The following is a 17,161-nucleotide window of genomic DNA, read 5'->3' as shown; positions in this document are numbered from 1 at the left end:
CTGTAGGAGCGCAACGCGAAGCTTGCGCGATCGGTATACCTCGCCGTGCGAGCGAATCAGCCGGGAGCTCTTCACAAATCCCATAGCTGTAGGAGGGGATCATATCCCCGACCTGTGCCTCGAGGTTTGGCGTCGCTGTAGGAACGCTTCAGCCAGCTTGCCTGGCTATGCGCGAAATTCACGCTAATCAGGTCTGTGTTGATCGTGGGAGTAAATCAGCCGAAGGCTATTCGAGAACGAACAGTCAGGTAGATTAGGCACTGTCCTTAGTCTCAGTGATTACAGACGGAATCAGGCCTTGATATACAAAACTCCTACTACCGCAAATGCCATCAGAATAAGAATGGAGACTAGAAGAAGAGCGATACAAAGCAGGTAAGCACTGAAAACAATGTTGATCACGCTCCTCAGTCTGGGGTGTTCTTTAAAATAATCGACTTGCCCTGTTTTCCGTCCTCGTATGAGATTCCATCGACCAATGGTCAGGCCTGTGTAGCCTCGTAAGGTGCCTATAAACTCTGCACTTGTTACAGGAGAAAACAAGACAAGGTACGGCGTAAAATAACTACCATTATCTAGAAGCCTACGTATATCAGGATCTGCACTGTAGCCTCTTAAGTAAAAGCAAATAGTTGCAGAGCTAATACTCGCTATGAAGCCCGCCAGGCCTGAAACGACTATCAAACTAAACGGTAGAAAGAATGCTAATTCTGAACTTATGATTGACATTCTGAATGAATTTTCCGAGATCTATATCTGGCCATATAGGAATAGTATTAGCGATAGCATTGATAAACCTATAATAATAAGCAGCCACGACATTGAAAAAGCAATATATGAAAGCGCTTTGATATCTTTACCGTGGGGGCTCAATCGAAGCTCCTTTGAAACGCTTTCCGGTCATTTTTCGGAAAGAAAATAAAGTTATATAAATCAGTGTCTTGTATAGGCTTGGTGGGAATTCTTTGTGATTTTTTTGTTCGACCTCGTTGAAATACGGACTTATGAGTAACGACTTGTCCAGCTTTCTAAAGTAAAAAGATAAGACAAATATCAATCCCCAGGTTGCTACACCTAGAAGTGTGCTAACGACTAGCATTGTCATGAAAATATCGAATAATAAATCATTATTTAATTTCATGTTTTATATATTTATTTCTATTTTATTCTATGGCGAAAAATACAAATAGAACATTACTGATAACGTGGCTATTCCTAGAATTATCTGGAGATAGATTGCACTTGCCGCCGCGTATGAAAGTACAACTGTCGTTTTTCCGGGATTGACTTCAGGTGGACTTTTAAAACGCTTCCTAACTAATCGCTTAAAAGAGAATAAGTGAATGTATATTACAGTTTTATGAAGGCTGAGGGGAAACTCCAGGTAATTATCTTGTTCTGCAATGTTGAAATGTGGCTCTTTTAATAAAACCTTATCGTACTTTGCAAAATAGAACTTCAGAATGACAATAAAGATGACGGTACCTATGCCCCAGGACGCGCTCAATAGCATCAGATACAGCCAAATATTAAAAACAATCGGGGCATCAGGTTCTATCACAGTACAGATTCCAGGTTAGTTGATAGCAGTCTGTTTCTTATATTTACTTTTTTGGATTGGGAAAATATTGCATTACATGCGTTTGTAACCCCAATCTGGTCAGAAAATTCGCCAGACGAGTATTTTTCATACACCCCTCCAGCGAGTTTCCCAAGGCCGTAAGCTGATGCCGCTACTGCAGCACCGATTGCTAAAGCGGCGACCCAGCCCACTGGCGTCGATACCATAAAAAGAGTTAAGGCGGCTCCTGCCAATGTACCTACAATTGTGCTGGTCAGGCCTTCTGTTAGCAGAGTACTCCGCTTCCTCGGATCAGCCTCTCTCGCAATATCATGACACGTCATGCCTAAGGACGCTGCACCAAGAACATACCCGGCCTTTGTCGCTGCTTTGCCGTAACTCCCGAGCTTCGAAGCCGCCGCTTTAATATCCGCCGTTGGCGCTCTACCTTTGGTGCGTGATACCCGCAACACCTCACGGCTGTTCTTGCCATCGGTATATAGCCCAGTCGCCGACTTAAGGTTCTGCTCTAACTGCGTGATGATCTTCTTCCGTGCATAGTCATACTGGCCCTTAGTGCTTTTACCTGCTTTATACTTTTCATATTCTGCCGGGATCTGACCTATTAAGGCAGAGTTCGTGGTCAGCCATTTATCCGATGCCTCTGCAACAGCAGCACTGCCCATGAGTGACAACTCAATCAGACCCGGCATCAGCGTTCGCTCTTCAACCGTTGCTTGGTTCCAGTTTTTGCATATAGCACCAAGACACGATGAATCGTTCAGCTTAAGAGCCGGCACATTCAGGGCGACGAGTGGTGGTGTAGTATATGTAGCGGGTACCGGTACCTGAATCAGCTGGCCAGGGTAGATAAGGTCAGGGTTCTTAATGAAGGGATTAGCGGTCATCGACTCGGCGATCAAGCCCTGAAGCTTATTCCGATCTTGATGGCTGTGATAGTGCAAAAGAATCTTCGAGAGAGTATCCCCCGGTTGTACCTTATGGAGAATGATGTCCTGATCGTTGGTGAGCTTTAGCATTCCCTGCTACCCCTTGAGTGATTTGCCCGTATGATAAGGACGACTCAGATACGCGTCAACGTGCATGGCTTGGATGCCAACAGCGCCAATTGCCACTTAACCTGCACAACCAGTCTGATACCATTCCCTCTTAACAAACCGAGGACACGGAATGCCAATACCTGATTATCAAACCCTGATGCGCCCGGTGCTGGTCACTCTCGATACCCAAGGTGATATGTCGCTGCGTAATCTGGTCGACCTGCTCAGCGATCAATACCAGCTCACCGACGAAGAGCGTCGCCGTATGACGCCCAGTAAGCGCAGCCCGTTGATGTACAACCGGGTTGCCTGGGCGACGACTTATTTGCGCAAAGCCGGACTCATTGAAAGCCCGCAACGCGGAATCAGCCACCTTACGGCCATCGGCAGGCAAGTACTGGCAGAGAACCCAGAAAAAATCGATGCCAGTTATCTCAAACAGTTCGAAGCCTTCGAAGAATTCAGAGCCATTGATAACCGCTCAACAGAGGCAGCCGAAACTCAAACCATAGAAGTATCAGAAGCCCTCGACCCCACAGAACGCCTCGAACAGGCCCATCAGGAACTGCAGGCCAGCCTGGCCGATGATCTACTCGCACAAGTAAAACGCCAGACACCCGAGTTCTTCGAAAAGCTCGTCGTCGAACTTATGCTCGCCATGGGCTATGGCGGCTGGAGTGAGAAGGCAGGGCAGGCGACCCAATACACCAATGATGGTGGTGTCGACGGCATCATCAACGAAGACCCTCTGGGCCTCGACACCATCTACCTGCAAGCCAAACGCTACACCGGCAACTCTGTTGGTCGCCCGGACGTACAGGCCTTTGTCGGAGCTTTAGAAATGAAGCGTGCCAGAAAGGGCGTATTCATCACCACAAGCCGCTTCAGCCGTGATGCTATCGACTATGTGAATATGATTGAAAAGCGGGTGGTGCTGATCGACGGCATGCAACTGGCCGAGCTGATGATCCGCTACGACCTTGGCGTTACCGTCAAAGATACCTATCAGGTAAAATCGCTCGACACCGATTACTTTGCCGAAGGCTGACTAAAGCCAGCCCGGCGATAGCTGACTGCAAATCAGAACCATACGAAAACGAAGAGAACAGGAAAAACGAATGACAAGTTCACAACAACGCGCCGCCCTGCAACGCCAGATCTGGGCGATTGCCAATGATGTACGAGGCTCTGTGGATGGTTGGGACTTCAAGCAATACGTACTGGGCACTCTGTTTTATCGCTTTATCAGTGAAAACTTTGCTGCCTACATTGAGGCCGGTGACGAAAGTATCCACTACGCCAAACTGCCCGACAGCGTCATCACCCCAGAGATCAAAGAAGACGCCATCAAAACCAAGGGTTATTTCATTTACCCCAGCCAGTTGTTCGATAACGTAGCGAAAAATGCCAACAGCAATGAAAGCCTGAACACCGATTTAGCGGCCATCTTCAGTGCTATCGAAGCCTCAGCTTTTGGCTACCCGTCTGAGCAGGACATCAAAGGCCTGTTCGCCGACTTCGATACCACCAGTAACCGCCTCGGTAATACCGTCAAAGACAAAAACCTGCGCCTGGCCGCCGTACTCAAGGGCGTTGCCGGGCTGAACTTTCATGGTGAATCGGGCGGTAAATTCGAAGACAACCACATTGATCTGTTCGGTGACGCTTACGAGTTCCTGATCTCTAATTACGCTGCCAACGCCGGTAAATCCGGCGGCGAGTTCTTTACTCCGCAGCATGTGTCCAAGCTCATCGCCATGCTCGCGGTTCACGGCCAGAGCAGCATAAATAAAATATTCGACCCGGCCTGTGGGTCAGGCTCATTGCTCATGCAAGCCAGAAAACACATCGACGTGCATAAGATTGAAGAGGGTTACTTCGGCCAGGAGCTGAACCACACCACCTACAACCTGGCTCGTATGAATATGTTTCTGCACAACATCAACTACGACAAGTTCAATATCCAGCTGGGCAACACCCTGACCGACCCCCACTTCGGCGACGACAAACCCTTCGACGCCATCGTCTCCAACCCGCCGTATTCGGTAAAATGGATAGGCAGCGACGACCCAACGCTGATCAATGACGACCGCTTTGCCCCCGCCGGTGTGCTCGCGCCCAAATCCAAAGCCGACTTTGCCTTTGTGCTGCATGCTCTCAGTTATCTGTCGGGCAAGGGCAGGGCGGCGATTGTCTGCTTCCCTGGTATTTTCTACCGTGGCGGTGCCGAGCAGAAAATCAGAAAATATCTGGTCGATAACAATAACGTCGAGACGGTGATATCACTGGCGCCCAACCTGTTCTACGGTACCACCATTGCGGTGAATATTCTGGTGCTGGCAAAAAACAAACCCAATACCGATACCCAGTTTATTGACGCCAGTAACCTGTTCAAAAAAGAAACCAACAACAACATCCTTACCGACGAGCATATCCAGAAAATCATGGCAGTGTTCGACAGCAAAGAGAATATCGACCACTTTGCCCGCTCCGTGCCTGTGGAGGAAGTGGCCGATAACGACTACAACCTGTCCGTCAGCTCCTATGTCGAAGCCGAAGACACCCGCGAAGTGGTGGACATCACACAACTGAACGCCGAACTGAAAACCACCGTCGCCAGAATCAGCGAACTGCGCACAGAGATTGATGCGATTGTGGCGGAGATTGAAGGCGAGGAGCAGGACGCATGAGTGATGTAAGCTTTATAGAGCGGCTGCTGGATGGCGTTGAGGTGGAGTGGAGGCCACTAGGAGATGTTGTAAATATGCGAGCTGGTCAGCATATTTCGGCAAGCAACATCATGGATGAAGCTAGCAAAGAACATCCATATCCTTGTTTTGGTGGAAATGGGATTCGTGGCTTTGTTGCGAAAAATAGCCACGATGGAAAACATTTGCTCATCGGTCGGCAAGGTGCTTTATGCGGAAATGTACAGCGAACACAGGGAAAGTTTTACGCAACAGAGCATGCTGTCGTTGTAACGCCAAGTGATGGCATAAACGTTGATTGGGCATTTCATTTGCTAACACTAATGAACCTTAATCAGTATGCCTCAAAATCTGCTCAACCGGGATTGGCTGTTGGAATAATCCAGAGTTTGGAAATCCCCATCCCCTGTCCAAACAATCCCCAAAAATCACTGGAAATCCAGGCCGAAATCGTCCGCATTCTGGACGCATTTACCGCCATGACCGCCGAGCTGACCGCCGAGCTTAACCTGCGCAAGCAACAATACAACTACTATCGCGATCAGTTGTTGAGTTTTGAAGAGGGGGAAGTAGAGTGGAAGACGTTGGGGGATGTGCTCCATATGCGTGCTGGGCAGCATATCTCAGCAAGTAAAATAATGTCGAATGCTAGTGATGAACATTCTTATCCATGTTTCGGCGGCAATGGAATTCGAGGTTTTGTTGAAAGCAAAAGTCATGATGGCGATCACTTGCTTATTGGTAGGCAGGGCGCACTATGCGGAAATGTGCAGAGAATGAAGGGTCAGTTCTATGCGACTGAACATGCAGTTGTGGTAACGAGCAGTGGTGAAATAGATATTGATTGGGCGTTTCATATGTTAACTGTTATGAATCTCAACCAATATGCCTCGCAGTCAGCTCAACCCGGTCTTGCTGTAGGCAAACTTCAAGGGCTAACAATTCCCGTGCCTTCATTGGCTGAACAAAAGCGTATTGCAAATATCCTCGATAAATTCGACGCCTTGACCAACTCCATCACCGAAGGCCTACCCCGCGAAATCGAGCTGCGCCAAAAACAATACGAATATTACCGCGATTTGTTGCTGAGCTTCCGAAATTCTGTTGCTGAGGAGATTGCTTGATATGAGTCAGACGCTAAAGGATATAGCAGAAAAGTTATCTGTCCCTGCTGTCAGTACTAGGCAAGTGAAAGCAAAAGGTAATAAGCGGTCAGGTAAAGTCCAGGTGAGGGATGAAAAGCCTGTTCCAAAGGCTCAGCTGATTTATGCGTTTAACGGATCGGGGAAAACTCGTTTGTCGCGAGAGTTTAAGGAACTGATAGCTCCGAAAACCGAGAAGGAGGATGATAGCGCTTCAGCTCGTGATAAGATTCTCTATTACAATGCGTTTACCGAAGATTTATTCTATTGGGATAACGATTTAGAAGAGGATACGGAGCCTAGGTTAAAGATACAGCCAAATACATTCACGGACTGGCTGATTGATCTTCTTAAGGAGTTGGGGGAGGACGGCAATATCGTAACAAATTTTCAGCGGTATACCGGTAGCAAGGCTACGCCTACCTTTAATGAAGAGTATAAAGTTAAGACCCAAGATCATAATAAGAAAGAGATTGAGGTCACCGTTCCTGCTTTTTCTGAGGTCATCTTTCTCGTAGCGGCTGATCAGTCTCCTGCTGTCAATAATCTTGGTCAAAACTCAAACGATACCAATCCGGTTGTTCAAGGGCGTTATGAGAGAATAAAGATATCCAAAGGCGAAGAGAGTAACTTTGTTTGGAGTGTTTTATATACCCTCTTGGAGCAGGTAGTATCTACGCTGAATGAGTCTGATAAATCGAATAGGATAACGAATAAATTTGATGGGCTGGATTACGTGTTCATTGATGACCCTGTAAGCTCATTGGATGATAGTCACCTAATTGAATTGGCAGTTGATCTGGCAGGGCTGATCAAAGGTAGTAAGTCAAGCCTTAAGTTTGTTGTTACTACGCATAGCCCGCTTTTTTATAACGTGCTTTGTAATGAGTTAAGCAATAAAGCCTATGAGAAAGCGCTAGATGGATCTGATGTACTTTCATATAACCCGAATAAAGAATTCAAAAAGTACCGTCTTGAAAAACAGGGGGATGGAGGCTTCGAGCTTTTGAATCAGCCGACCGATTCCCCATTCTCCTACCATCTCTTTCTTTTGTCCGAGGTTCGGCGTGCTATAAAAGACGGAAAGATCAGAAAGTATCATTTCAGTTTTGTCAGGAACCTTCTAGAGAAGATGGCAACTTTCTTAGGCTATAACTACTGGCCAGCTCTTTTGCCGAAGACGACTGGAGATAAGCCTGATCCATTTGCTAACAGGATTCTGAATCTCTCCAGCCATTCTGCTCATGCTGGTGAGGAGGCATCAGATGTCGAAGATAGAGACAAAGAGATGCTGGGTGAGCTAGTAGACTATTTGACTGATACTTATGGCTTCAAGAAGCAGGAAGCGAAATGACCGAATACAAAACCATCGCCGAATCCAATAACTTTATCGTTCTGGATAAATACAACAAAGACTGGCAGGTCGCCGAAAGCTATCAGAGCGAAGGCGATCTGGAACGTGAGCTGATTCAGGATCTGGTGAATCAGGGCTATGAGTATCTGCCCGGTTTGAACAACCCGACTGCCATGCTGGCGAATGTGCGCGAGCAGTTGCAGCGCTTGAATAAAGTTGAGTTTCAGGAAGGCGAGTGGCAGCGCTTTGTTGAGACCTATCTCGATAAACCCAGTGACAATGTCGTTGATAAGACCCGCAAGATTCACGATGACTATATTCACGATTTTGTCTTTGATGATGGGCGTATCAAGAACATCTACCTCGTCGACAAAAAACAGATTGCCCGTAACAAAGTTCAGGTGATTAAGCAGTTCGAACAAACCGGCAGCCATGCCAACCGCTATGATGTCACTATTCTGGTGAATGGTTTACCGCTGGTGCAGATCGAGCTGAAAAAGCGTGGCGTTGCCATTCGTGAGGCGTTTAATCAGGTTCACCGATACAGTAAAGAGAGCTTTAACAGCGAGCATTCGTTGTACAAATACCTGCAATTATTCGTTATCTCTAACGGTACTGATACGCGGTATTTTGCCAACACCACTAAGCGCAACAAAAACAGCTTCGACTTCACCATGAACTGGGCGAAAGCCGATAACACTCTGATAAAAGATCTGAAGGACTTCACCGCGACCTTCCTGCAGAAGCACACCCTTGTCAATGTATTGCTGCATTATTCGGTGTTTGATGTCAGCGATACCTTGTTAGTGATGCGCCCATACCAGATTGCTGCGACCGAGCGCATTCTGTGGAAGATCAAGTGTGCGTACGAATCTAAAGCCTGGACCGGCCCTAAAGAAGGCATGATGCCAGAGAATTGCGGCTATATCTGGCACACAACAGGGTCGGGTAAAACCCTGACCAGCTTTAAAGCAGCACGGCTGGCTACGGAGTTAGAGTTTATTGATAAGGTATTCTTCGTTGTTGACCGGAAAGATCTGGATTACCAGACCATGAAGGAGTACCAGCGCTTTTCGCCAGACAGTGTGAACGGCTCTGACAGCACGGCGGGCTTGAAACAGAACCTGAGTAAAGACGACAATAAGATCATCGTCACCACCATTCAGAAACTCAACAACCTGATGAAAAGCGAAGGTGACCTGCCGGTGTACAACCAGCAGGTGGTGTTTATCTTTGACGAATGCCATCGCAGCCAATTTGGCGAAGCCCAGAAGAACCTGAAGAAGAAGTTCAAACGTTTCTATCAGTTTGGCTTTACCGGCACGCCTATCTTCCCGCAAAACGCCTTGGGTGCAGAAACCACCGCCAGCGTATTTGGGCGAGAACTGCATTCGTATGTAATCACAGATGCGATCCGCGATGAAAAAGTGCTCAAGTTCAAGGTGGACTACAACGACGTACGCCCGCAGTTTAGACAGGCAGAAACCGAGCAGGACGAGAAGAAGCTGAGTGCGTTAGAGAACAAGCAGGCGTTACTGCACCCGGAACGTACTCGTGAAATTTCGCAGTATATTCTCAACAACTTCCGCCAGAAGACGCATCGCATGAAAGCCGGAGGAGCAGGCTTTAACGCCATGTTTGCGGTGAGTAGTGTAGATGCCGCCAAGTTGTATTACGAGACGCTCAACCAGCTTCAGCAGGAGCCTTCTTACAAAGACAGAGATAAGCCGCTTAAAGTCGCTACTATTTTCTCGTATGCCGCCAACGAAGAGCAGGACGCCATAGGCGATATTGTGGATGAAAGTTTTGATGTGGCAGCAATGAACTCCAGTGCCAAAGAGTTTTTGACTAAGGCCATCGCGGACTATAACGCCTTCTTCAGTTCGAACTACAGCGTGGATAGCAAGGGCTTTCAGAACTATTACCGTGACCTGGCAAAGCGGGTAAAAAGCAAAGAAGTCGACCTGTTGATTGTGGTGGGGATGTTTCTCACCGGCTTTGATGCGCCGTCCCTCAATACCTTGTTTGTTGATAAAAACTTGCGTTATCACGGCCTGATGCAGGCGTACTCGCGTACTAATCGCATTTATGACGCTACTAAGACGTTCGGTAATATCGTTACCTTCCGTGATTTAGAGCAGGCGACCGTCGATGCCATTACCTTGTTTGGTGATAAAAACACTAAAAATGTGGTTCTGGAGAAAAGCTATAAGGAATACCTCGAAGGCTTCACTGATGTGATTACTGGTGAAGCGAAGCGTGGCTTTATGACGGTGGTCAGTGAGCTGGAACAACGCTTCCCTGATCCTGCGAATATTGAAAAAGAGTCTGATAAAAAAGCCTTTGCCAAGCTCTTTGGTGAGTATCTGCGTGTTGAAAATATCCTGCAGAACTACGATGAATTCGCCAGCCTGAAAGCCTTGCAGAATGTCGATATGAGCGACCCGGAAGCGGTTGAAGCCTTTAAAGCCGAGCATTATCTCGATGATGACAAGCTGGCCGAACTGCAGAGTATTCGTCTGCCCGCGGACCGTAAAATTCAGGATTATCGTTCAAGTTACAACGATATCCGCGACTGGCAGCGGCGCCAGAAATCGGCAGAAGTACAAGAGAAATCTACCATCGACTGGGATGATGTAGTATTTGAGGTCGACCTGCTTAAATCGCAGGAGATCAACCTCGACTACATTCTTGAGCTGATCTTCGAACACAACAAGAAGAACAAGAGTAAGTCTGACCTCGTGGACGAAGTTCGCCGAGTGATCCGAGGCAGCCTCGGCAACCGCGCCAAAGAGAGTCTGGTGGTCGATTTCATCAACCAGACAGATCTGGATGAGATCGGCGATAAGGCCACCGTCATCGATACCTTCTTTGCCTTTGCGCAAGCCGAACAGCAGCGCGAAGCTGAGGAGCTGATTGAAACCGAGAACCTCAATGCCGAAGAGGCTCGCCGCTACATCATCAGCTCGCTGAAACGCGAGTACGCCAGCGACGCGGGCACAGAACTCAACTCTGTTCTGCCTAAGATGAGCCCGTTAAACCCGCTGTATCACACCAAGAAGCAGACGGTGTTCCAGAAGATCGCTGCGTTTGTTGAGAAGTTTAAAGGGGTTGGTGGGAGTATTAGTAAAGACTGATGGGGTAACTCGGTGTTACTCAGCACGAGTAACTGTTAGATTAACTGGCGTGTTGCAAGACTGGGAAGGAACCCAAGGTCAGTTTATAATTTGACCAATCCAGGAGGACATATGACTCAGGCCATGATTAACCCCGAAATGCTTAGCTGGGCGCGTGAACGCGCGGGCTTCGCCGTGCCTGAATTCGCGAGAAAGATGGGCAAAACGCCCGAATGGCTGCAGGAATGGGAGTCTGGTTCTCGTCCGCTGACGTTCCATCAGGCTACCCAATACGCCGAAAAAGCCTATGTCCCGCTCGGATACCTGTTTCTCAGGCAGCCGCCTGAAGAAACGTTGCCAATTCCCGATCTACGAACCATCGAAAACGGCGAAGTACGCCGCCCCAGTGCTGAACTCCTGGACGTAGTGAAGCAAATGCAGGAAAGACAGGAATGGTACAAGGATTACCTGTTTGAGAACGGTGGCAATGAGTGTCGGGTCGTTGGCCGTTGTAAGGGGAGCGACAGCGTCGATATTATTGTTGCCGACATGCGCCAGACCATGCGCCTACCTCCACACCCTACGCGCGGCACTTGGGAAGAATATTATCGTGGTTTGGTGAAGCAGGTTGAGTCTCTGGGGGTTCTGGTTATGCGCTTACCACACCTTGGTAGTCATCATCGGCGTTTTAAGGTCGAAGAATTTCGTGGCTTTGCGATGGTCGACAAAGTTGCCCCGCTAATTTTTGTAAACCACGCCGACGCTCCGGGAGCGCGACTATTTACTCTTATCCATGAACTTTGCCATGTTTGGCTTGGTGAGTCTGGGGTGTCTGACGGTGACGCTAATACGCATAATCATATTGAAATACTGTGCAACGCTGTTGCAGCGGAATTTTTGGTTCCCGAAGAAGAGTTCAGGCAGATCTGGGACCGGGAAGTGGAATACTGGCAAGAAAACCTGAAGCCACTCGAAGCCCACTTTCACGTCAGCACCTGGGCATTGGCGCGACGAGCGATGACGCTGGGGTTTATTACTAAACCTGATTACCTGAAATACATTGCGGCAGAGAAAAAAGCACACGAAGACCGCGAGCGCGAAGGTGGCGGTGGAGGCTATTACAAGAATCAGAAAGCCTGGCTGAGTGATCGCTTCAGTTTTGCTGTTTCTTCTCAGGCGTTAAATGGTCAGATCATGCTTAGAGAGGCTGGGCATTTATTAGGAATGAGCCCAGCTAATCTTATGAAATTTGCAAAGGAGATCGGTGTTTGAAGTATTTAATGGATGCAAATACTTATATCGAAGCAAAGAACAAATATTATGGCATGGACTTCTGCCCTGGGTATTGGGATTGGCTCATTGATCAGTTCGCCTTGGGTAATGTGGCCAGCATTGACTTTGTTGGTAAAGAGCTTGAGAAAGGCAATGATAAACTTAGGGAATGGTGTCGCTCACATCGGGATCACTTCATTCAGTCAAACGATCTTGATACTCAGGCGGAGTATCATGAAGTCGTCAACTTTGTGATGTCTGGGAAATATAACCCTGGTAATCGTGATGGTTTTCTCGAAGGGGCTGACCCTTGGTTAATTGCCAAGTCCAAATCAACCGGAGCTGTTTTAGTGACACATGAGGCAAGAAAGGCACCGGCAGATACCAAGAAAGTAAAGATACCGAATATCTGCGATGCATTAGGTGTGCAGTGTATCTCGACATTTGAGCTCCTTCGTACTTTAGAAGCGCGGTTTAAGAACGATAAGTAGAGGATTATTTTGAGATTTCTTAAAAAGAAACCCGCTACCAGCTCTTCTTTCGCAGATTTTATGAATAACGCGTCGTCTGCTGAGAAGAAAAAGGTATATAAGTCTGTTCTCCGCAAGGTGTCAGAGCAGCAGCAAGCTGTTGTCGATAAGGCCAGCAGTGCCTCTGCCTGAATTTAGAGACTTTCGGTTCAAACAAGCACGCTACGGCGTGCTTTTTTGTGCCTGTTGTACCCACACGTCAGGCCTCTTACAATGACACCATCATTTACGAGGAGCACAGCATGGCCAAGGGTTTTGAAGTTACGGGAATCATCCACACCATCGGTGAGACGCAGTCGTTCGGTCAGAACGGGTTCACTAAGCGTGAGTTTGTGGTCAAACTGACCGGTGAAGGCGAGAAGGAAGAGTACCCGAACTACGTGGCTCTTGAGTTGATCAAAGACAAGTGTGCTCTGATGGACAGCTACCAGCCAGGCGATGAGATTAAGGTTCAGTTCAATCTGAACGGTCGCCTCTGGAATGCGCCGGGTAAGCCAGAGAAGTGCTTTACCAGTTTGCAGGCGTGGCGTGTGGAGCGTATGGACGATGTGCCTCAGTTTGCTCAGCAGCAGCCAGCACCGTCTCAGGCGTACAATGATTTTGATGATGACGTGCCGTTCTAAATGGGCAGTCTGAATTAATGAAGGCGCGGTGATCGCGCCTTTTTTGTGGATCGGATTCAGGAGAGTGCTAATGCGTGTGTTGATTGCCGGGTCATCAGGGGCCATTGCCGAAGCTGTCGCTAAGCGAATGCGTGATGAAGGGGATCATGTATTCACCTTGAGTCGTGCGGGAGAACCTTCGGCGACACACTGCGTTGCTGACCTTACCAAGCCATCTTCCGTCGAGCAGGTAAAAGCATTCGTTGAGAAGTGTGGGCCACTGGATGCGGTGTTCTGTGGCACTGGGTTGTTGCACGGTGGTTGGAATATGCCCGAGAAGTCGCTGTCGCAGCTGTCGATGGATTGGTTGCAGCAGAACATGCTGGTGAACGTTCAAACCCATGTTCACCTCGCTCAAGCCGTTGAAGCAATCGTTAAACGCTCCGCACCGATTAAGTGGGTCTCTCTATCAGCCATGGTTGGCAGCCTGGAGGATAACGGCCTGGGTGGTTGGTACAGCTATCGTATGAGCAAAGCCGCGCTGAATATGTTTATTCGTAATCTGTCGATTGAATGGTCGCGTAAGGCGCCGGGCAGCGTCGTTGTGGCGCAACACCCGGGTACGACGGATTCTAAGTTGTCGGAGCCGTTTCAGGCCGGGATAGCGGAAGGGAAGCTGTATACCCGTGAGCAGACGGCGGAGCGGCTGGTGGACGTGATGAAGGCGCTAACGCCCGAGCAGAACGGGCGTTTGTTGCATTGGGATGGAAGTGTGATTCCTTTTTGATCTAAAACCTTACTCTTTCAGCCCAGCCCGGCAACTTCATGCCGTCGGCGGTGAGTTCAATATCATCTGGCTCTGGCTGGGCTTCTTTATCGCGGTAGGGCAGTGGTAAGTTCTCTTTCGCAACAGCGCTCAGGTAGTGCTGCTGACTCTCCCGGATCTTCTCATTTCTTGCTATGTAGCTGTGCCATTCGGCTTCGGTGACGAGTGTTTTCAGGTGTTCACGGCTTGCTTGCCCGCTCAGCACCCAGGCACTGGCGTTATTGCCCCCAAAGCCTTTACTGTTTATGAAGCAGACCGGGATCTCCTCGGTAGATACTTTGGTATGGCTGAGAGGAATCGTCAGGTGTGATTGGTGTACATCGGGAGCTATTTCGCTGGCGGTGGTGATGCCCGGTAAAATACCGTGCTGCCAGCTGCCTAACGTCATCAATAATTGGTCAGCAGAGGCGGCAGAAATGGAGTGCCCTAAGTGGGCTTTTACCGCACAGACAGGCCAGTCAGCGATACCGAATTCTTTGGCTAAGCGGTTAAACATATCAGACTCGGTTGTGCGGTTTTGTGGCGTGCTACTGCCGTGAGCCTGCACAAAACTCTTTTGTAACGCGTCATCTCCCAGTGCGGTTTTGCTTAATGTGCGCTTCGCGCTGGCCATGGCTTTTCCCAGGGTAATGTAGTTGCCAATGCCCGGTGCCGAGATTGAACGTTTGTAGCCGTCTGCGTGGATGAACACATCGCCAATGCTCCCGAGTATATTCAGACCAAGCTCAAGCGCGGTGTCGCGGCTCACCAGTACAAAACATTGCGCCGACTCTGCCAGAGTAAAGCCGACGTTATGCGCAAAAGGGCGAGAGGCTTTGCGGAAGTCAGGTTGTTGGTCGTAGTTTTTGCCTTCCAGTTTCTGCAGTCGCTCTTCGGTTGCGAGAGCGCCCATGGCGTTAAAGCCCTCGACGATGCCCGGGATAAGGGGAGCTTCGCTGTTGCCTGCTAATACGAGTTTTCGCCGGCCACTGCGAATGTCGTCCAGAGCCATGCGCAGGTTGTATAGGAAGCTCGCACAAGCGCCGTTATTGCTGCCCGTCGCACCAGTATTGCCCAGCAGGTAGGCGTTAATAAAGTCAGCAGGCATGGTGGATATACCCATCGGAAGCTGACGCGATGTATTGCGCTGGCCTAGCAGTGGAGCGCATAACATGCCACCGAAGCCTTGCATATCCAGCTGGCCAGCCGTCGAGCCCATGTATACCGCGATGTCGTCCGGGCGCATGTGCTGCTTGATATCGTCAGCGTTCATGCCGAGGTTGCCCAGTGCGTCGGCCGCTGCGTAGAGCGCAAGCTGCAAGCCGCGTGGATGATGCTTCGAGTTGTAGAGGCTGGCAACATCAAACCCAGTCGGGATCTGTCCCGCGCTTTGTACGTCGCAGCGCTTATGTGTCTCACGGTATATATTTCTATTTATACCGTTATCTATGTTGAATTCCGCGTCGGTATCTTCACGCTGGAGCTCATTGAAGATCATGCCCTCTGGGTTCCAGCCACGTAGGTCAGGGCAGTCATCGTCCCAAGCGCGGACGAGGGAGTTATTGAGAACTTCATGTGGTGGCTGGTTGGTCAGGTTCGCCAGTTCGTTCTGAAGCTCTGCTTGCTGAACAGGGGAGAGTGCATCGTAGATAATTCGTCGATATGCCTGATGACCGGAGGCACGCCCAGCGGCGTTGATACCGCCGAACGCGGCAATCACTACATCGGTGATTTCAGGAGAGTAAGTTGAATCAGACACAGTGGCCTCCGGTATGTTTTCAAGCTGAGTTGTGGGTGTTAACCCGAGTGTGCTCACACAGTGTGCTCCGCGATGGAGTGTCTGTAATAGAATAAAAAAGACATTTGGTGGTATAAAGAAGACAGCTTCTAAACATCGGGAGGTAGTTTTGCGTAATCGATCTGACTTTCATGTCAGCGTGCTTCAGCTTGATAAGATGCTGTTATCGAGTCTGGCGATGCCACTCGAAATGCTGCATGCCGCGGTGAGTTACCATCGGACCAACACCCGCTCCCGGCTGAGTCTTAATGTTGAACCGGTCTCTACATCTGATGATTGCCAGCCCGTTGGTGGACTTAAGATCGCAAGTGGAACGTCTGTGGCGGATATAGATGAGACTGATCTGGTGATTGTGCCTGCGATGTGGCGCAACCCACTACGCAAGCTGGATGCGTCAGACCCATTATGCGATTGGCTCAGGCAACGTTATTCAGAAGGAGCGGTCATTATGAGTATCGGTACGGGCGCCTGGCTACTCGGAAAAGCAGGTCTCTTAGATGGTCAGGCAGCGACTACTCATTGGCATGCACTGGATGCTTTTGCTCATGACTTCCCGGACGTTCGTCTGCAACGAGATCACTTGCTTACTCAGGCAGGGCGTATCTATTGTGCCGCCAGTATCAACTCGGGCGCTGACCTGATGATTCATCTGATCGGTACATTGTTTAACAACGAAACAGCAGCGTACGTAGAGCAGCAGTTCTCGCCAGAAGCGCGTATGTCCTTTGATAAAAGAGTGTTTACAGAAGGAGCCCCGCAGCACGCTGATGAAGCCATAGCACTGGCGCAGAGTTGGTTGCACCAACATTGGCAGGAATCTCTGTCCATGAGGCGGATGTCGGAGATCGCTGGATTGAGTGAGAGGCAATTAAGTCGTCGTTTTAAGAAAGTGACCGGGGAATCCCCAGGCCAATACTTACTGCATCTCAAGTGTCGCTTTGGCAAAGAGTGGCTCAAGAACAGCGACTTATCGGTTGCCGAGATCGCTCAATTGTGTGGATTCAGTGATGCCAGCCATTTTGGCCGGATCTTTCGCCGGTGGCAGGGCGTGGCTCCATCTGACTACCGACGGGCTGTTCGCGCCAAGCTGTTCAGTGTGAATAGTCAGTTTTAGTAAAAAGATTAATTTTCACTTCCCGAAACAAAAGTCTGGCTGGTAATGTCTGACTACTGGTTTATTTGGCCATGGAGGCCATAAACCTTTTATAAAAA

Annotated in this window: 12 protein-coding genes; 10 read left to right on the top strand and 2 right to left on the bottom strand. The window is 49.1% G+C overall.

Features of this window, described 5'->3' with window-relative positions:
* Window positions 1-1,557 precede the first annotated feature (1,557 nt).
* Window positions 1,558-2,601: a LysM peptidoglycan-binding domain-containing protein gene (locus tag B2R29_RS09710; RefSeq protein ID WP_301180874.1), complete on the bottom strand. Its 1,044-nt coding sequence runs from the start codon at window positions 2,599-2,601 to the stop codon at window positions 1,558-1,560.
* A gap of 151 nt (window positions 2,602-2,752) precedes the next feature.
* Between B2R29_RS09710 and B2R29_RS09705 the strand changes: the two genes are divergently transcribed.
* The 9 genes from B2R29_RS09705 to B2R29_RS09665 all read left to right on the top strand — a co-directional run bounded on the left by B2R29_RS09705 (window position 2,753) and on the right by B2R29_RS09665 (window position 14,133).
* The gene (locus B2R29_RS09705; RefSeq protein ID WP_301180873.1) at window positions 2,753-3,670 is read left to right on the top strand and encodes a restriction endonuclease; all 918 of its coding nucleotides are present in this window, start codon (window positions 2,753-2,755) and stop codon (window positions 3,668-3,670) included.
* A 70-nt stretch (window positions 3,671-3,740) separates the two neighbouring features.
* Window positions 3,741-5,312, top strand: a complete 1,572-nt coding sequence (locus B2R29_RS09700; RefSeq protein ID WP_301180872.1) for a type I restriction-modification system subunit M — start codon at window positions 3,741-3,743, stop codon at window positions 5,310-5,312.
* Window positions 5,309-6,454, top strand: coding sequence for a restriction endonuclease subunit S (locus tag B2R29_RS09695; RefSeq protein WP_301180871.1), 1,146 nt, complete (start codon window positions 5,309-5,311; stop codon window positions 6,452-6,454). The genes B2R29_RS09700 and B2R29_RS09695 overlap by 4 nt, the downstream gene beginning before the upstream one ends.
* Window position 6,455: 1 nt before the next feature.
* Entirely contained in the window at window positions 6,456-7,826 is a 1,371-nt protein-coding gene (locus B2R29_RS09690; protein WP_301180870.1) for an anticodon nuclease, read from the top strand.
* A complete protein-coding gene (locus tag B2R29_RS09685) occupies window positions 7,823-10,963 on the top strand; it encodes an HsdR family type I site-specific deoxyribonuclease (RefSeq protein ID WP_301180869.1) in 3,141 nt (1,046 codons plus the stop codon). Before B2R29_RS09690 ends, B2R29_RS09685 begins: the two co-directional genes overlap by 4 nt.
* A gap of 111 nt (window positions 10,964-11,074) precedes the next feature.
* Window positions 11,075-12,214 (top strand): XRE family transcriptional regulator, encoded by a 1,140-nt coding sequence (locus tag B2R29_RS09680; protein WP_301180868.1) that lies wholly within the window; start codon window positions 11,075-11,077, stop codon window positions 12,212-12,214.
* A complete protein-coding gene (locus B2R29_RS09675) occupies window positions 12,211-12,705 on the top strand; it encodes a DUF4411 family protein (protein WP_301180867.1) in 495 nt (164 codons plus the stop codon). Before B2R29_RS09680 ends, B2R29_RS09675 begins: the two co-directional genes overlap by 4 nt.
* 281 nt (window positions 12,706-12,986) lie before the next feature.
* Window positions 12,987-13,367 carry a DUF3127 domain-containing protein gene (locus B2R29_RS09670; protein ID WP_068439963.1) on the top strand — a complete coding sequence of 127 codons (381 nt, stop codon included), beginning with the start codon at window positions 12,987-12,989 and terminating at the stop codon, window positions 13,365-13,367.
* 70 nt (window positions 13,368-13,437) lie between these two features.
* Complete coding sequence (locus tag B2R29_RS09665) at window positions 13,438-14,133, top strand: SDR family NAD(P)-dependent oxidoreductase (RefSeq protein ID WP_301180866.1); 696 nt, start codon at window positions 13,438-13,440, stop codon at window positions 14,131-14,133.
* 1 nt (window position 14,134) lies between these two features.
* On the opposite strand, the gene B2R29_RS09660 is transcribed toward B2R29_RS09665, so the two are convergent.
* Window positions 14,135-15,910 (bottom strand): beta-ketoacyl synthase, encoded by a 1,776-nt coding sequence (locus B2R29_RS09660; RefSeq protein WP_301180865.1) that lies wholly within the window; start codon window positions 15,908-15,910, stop codon window positions 14,135-14,137.
* 148 nt (window positions 15,911-16,058) lie between these two features.
* On the opposite strand from B2R29_RS09660, the gene B2R29_RS09655 reads away from it, so the two are divergent.
* On the top strand, window positions 16,059-17,063 hold the full coding sequence (locus B2R29_RS09655; RefSeq protein WP_301180864.1) for a GlxA family transcriptional regulator: 1,005 nt from the start codon (window positions 16,059-16,061) through the stop codon (window positions 17,061-17,063).
* Window positions 17,064-17,161: the final 98 nt, after the last annotated feature.

The sequence above is a fragment of the Thalassolituus sp. UBA3500 genome, from assembly GCF_002377545.1.
Taxonomy (GTDB): domain Bacteria; phylum Pseudomonadota; class Gammaproteobacteria; order Pseudomonadales; family Oceanobacteraceae; genus Thalassolituus.
The sequence above is the reverse complement of the archived record's forward strand: the minus strand, read 5'-3'. Positions and strand labels throughout refer to the sequence as shown.

Excerpts from the sequence above, each read along its gene's own strand:
- B2R29_RS09710 (WP_301180874.1), bottom strand. The coding sequence starts at position 2,601 with ATGCTAAAGCTCACCAACGATCAGGACATCATTCTCCATAAGGTACAA.
- B2R29_RS09705 (WP_301180873.1), top strand. The coding sequence starts at position 2,753 with ATGCCAATACCTGATTATCAAACCCTGATGCGCCCGGTGCTGGTCACT.
- B2R29_RS09700 (WP_301180872.1), top strand. The coding sequence starts at position 3,741 with ATGACAAGTTCACAACAACGCGCCGCCCTGCAACGCCAGATCTGGGCG.
- B2R29_RS09695 (WP_301180871.1), top strand. The coding sequence starts at position 5,309 with ATGAGTGATGTAAGCTTTATAGAGCGGCTGCTGGATGGCGTTGAGGTG.
- B2R29_RS09690 (WP_301180870.1), top strand. The coding sequence starts at position 6,456 with ATGAGTCAGACGCTAAAGGATATAGCAGAAAAGTTATCTGTCCCTGCT.
- B2R29_RS09685 (WP_301180869.1), top strand. The coding sequence starts at position 7,823 with ATGACCGAATACAAAACCATCGCCGAATCCAATAACTTTATCGTTCTG.
- B2R29_RS09680 (WP_301180868.1), top strand. The coding sequence starts at position 11,075 with ATGACTCAGGCCATGATTAACCCCGAAATGCTTAGCTGGGCGCGTGAA.
- B2R29_RS09670 (WP_068439963.1), top strand. The coding sequence starts at position 12,987 with ATGGCCAAGGGTTTTGAAGTTACGGGAATCATCCACACCATCGGTGAG.
- B2R29_RS09665 (WP_301180866.1), top strand. The coding sequence starts at position 13,438 with ATGCGTGTGTTGATTGCCGGGTCATCAGGGGCCATTGCCGAAGCTGTC.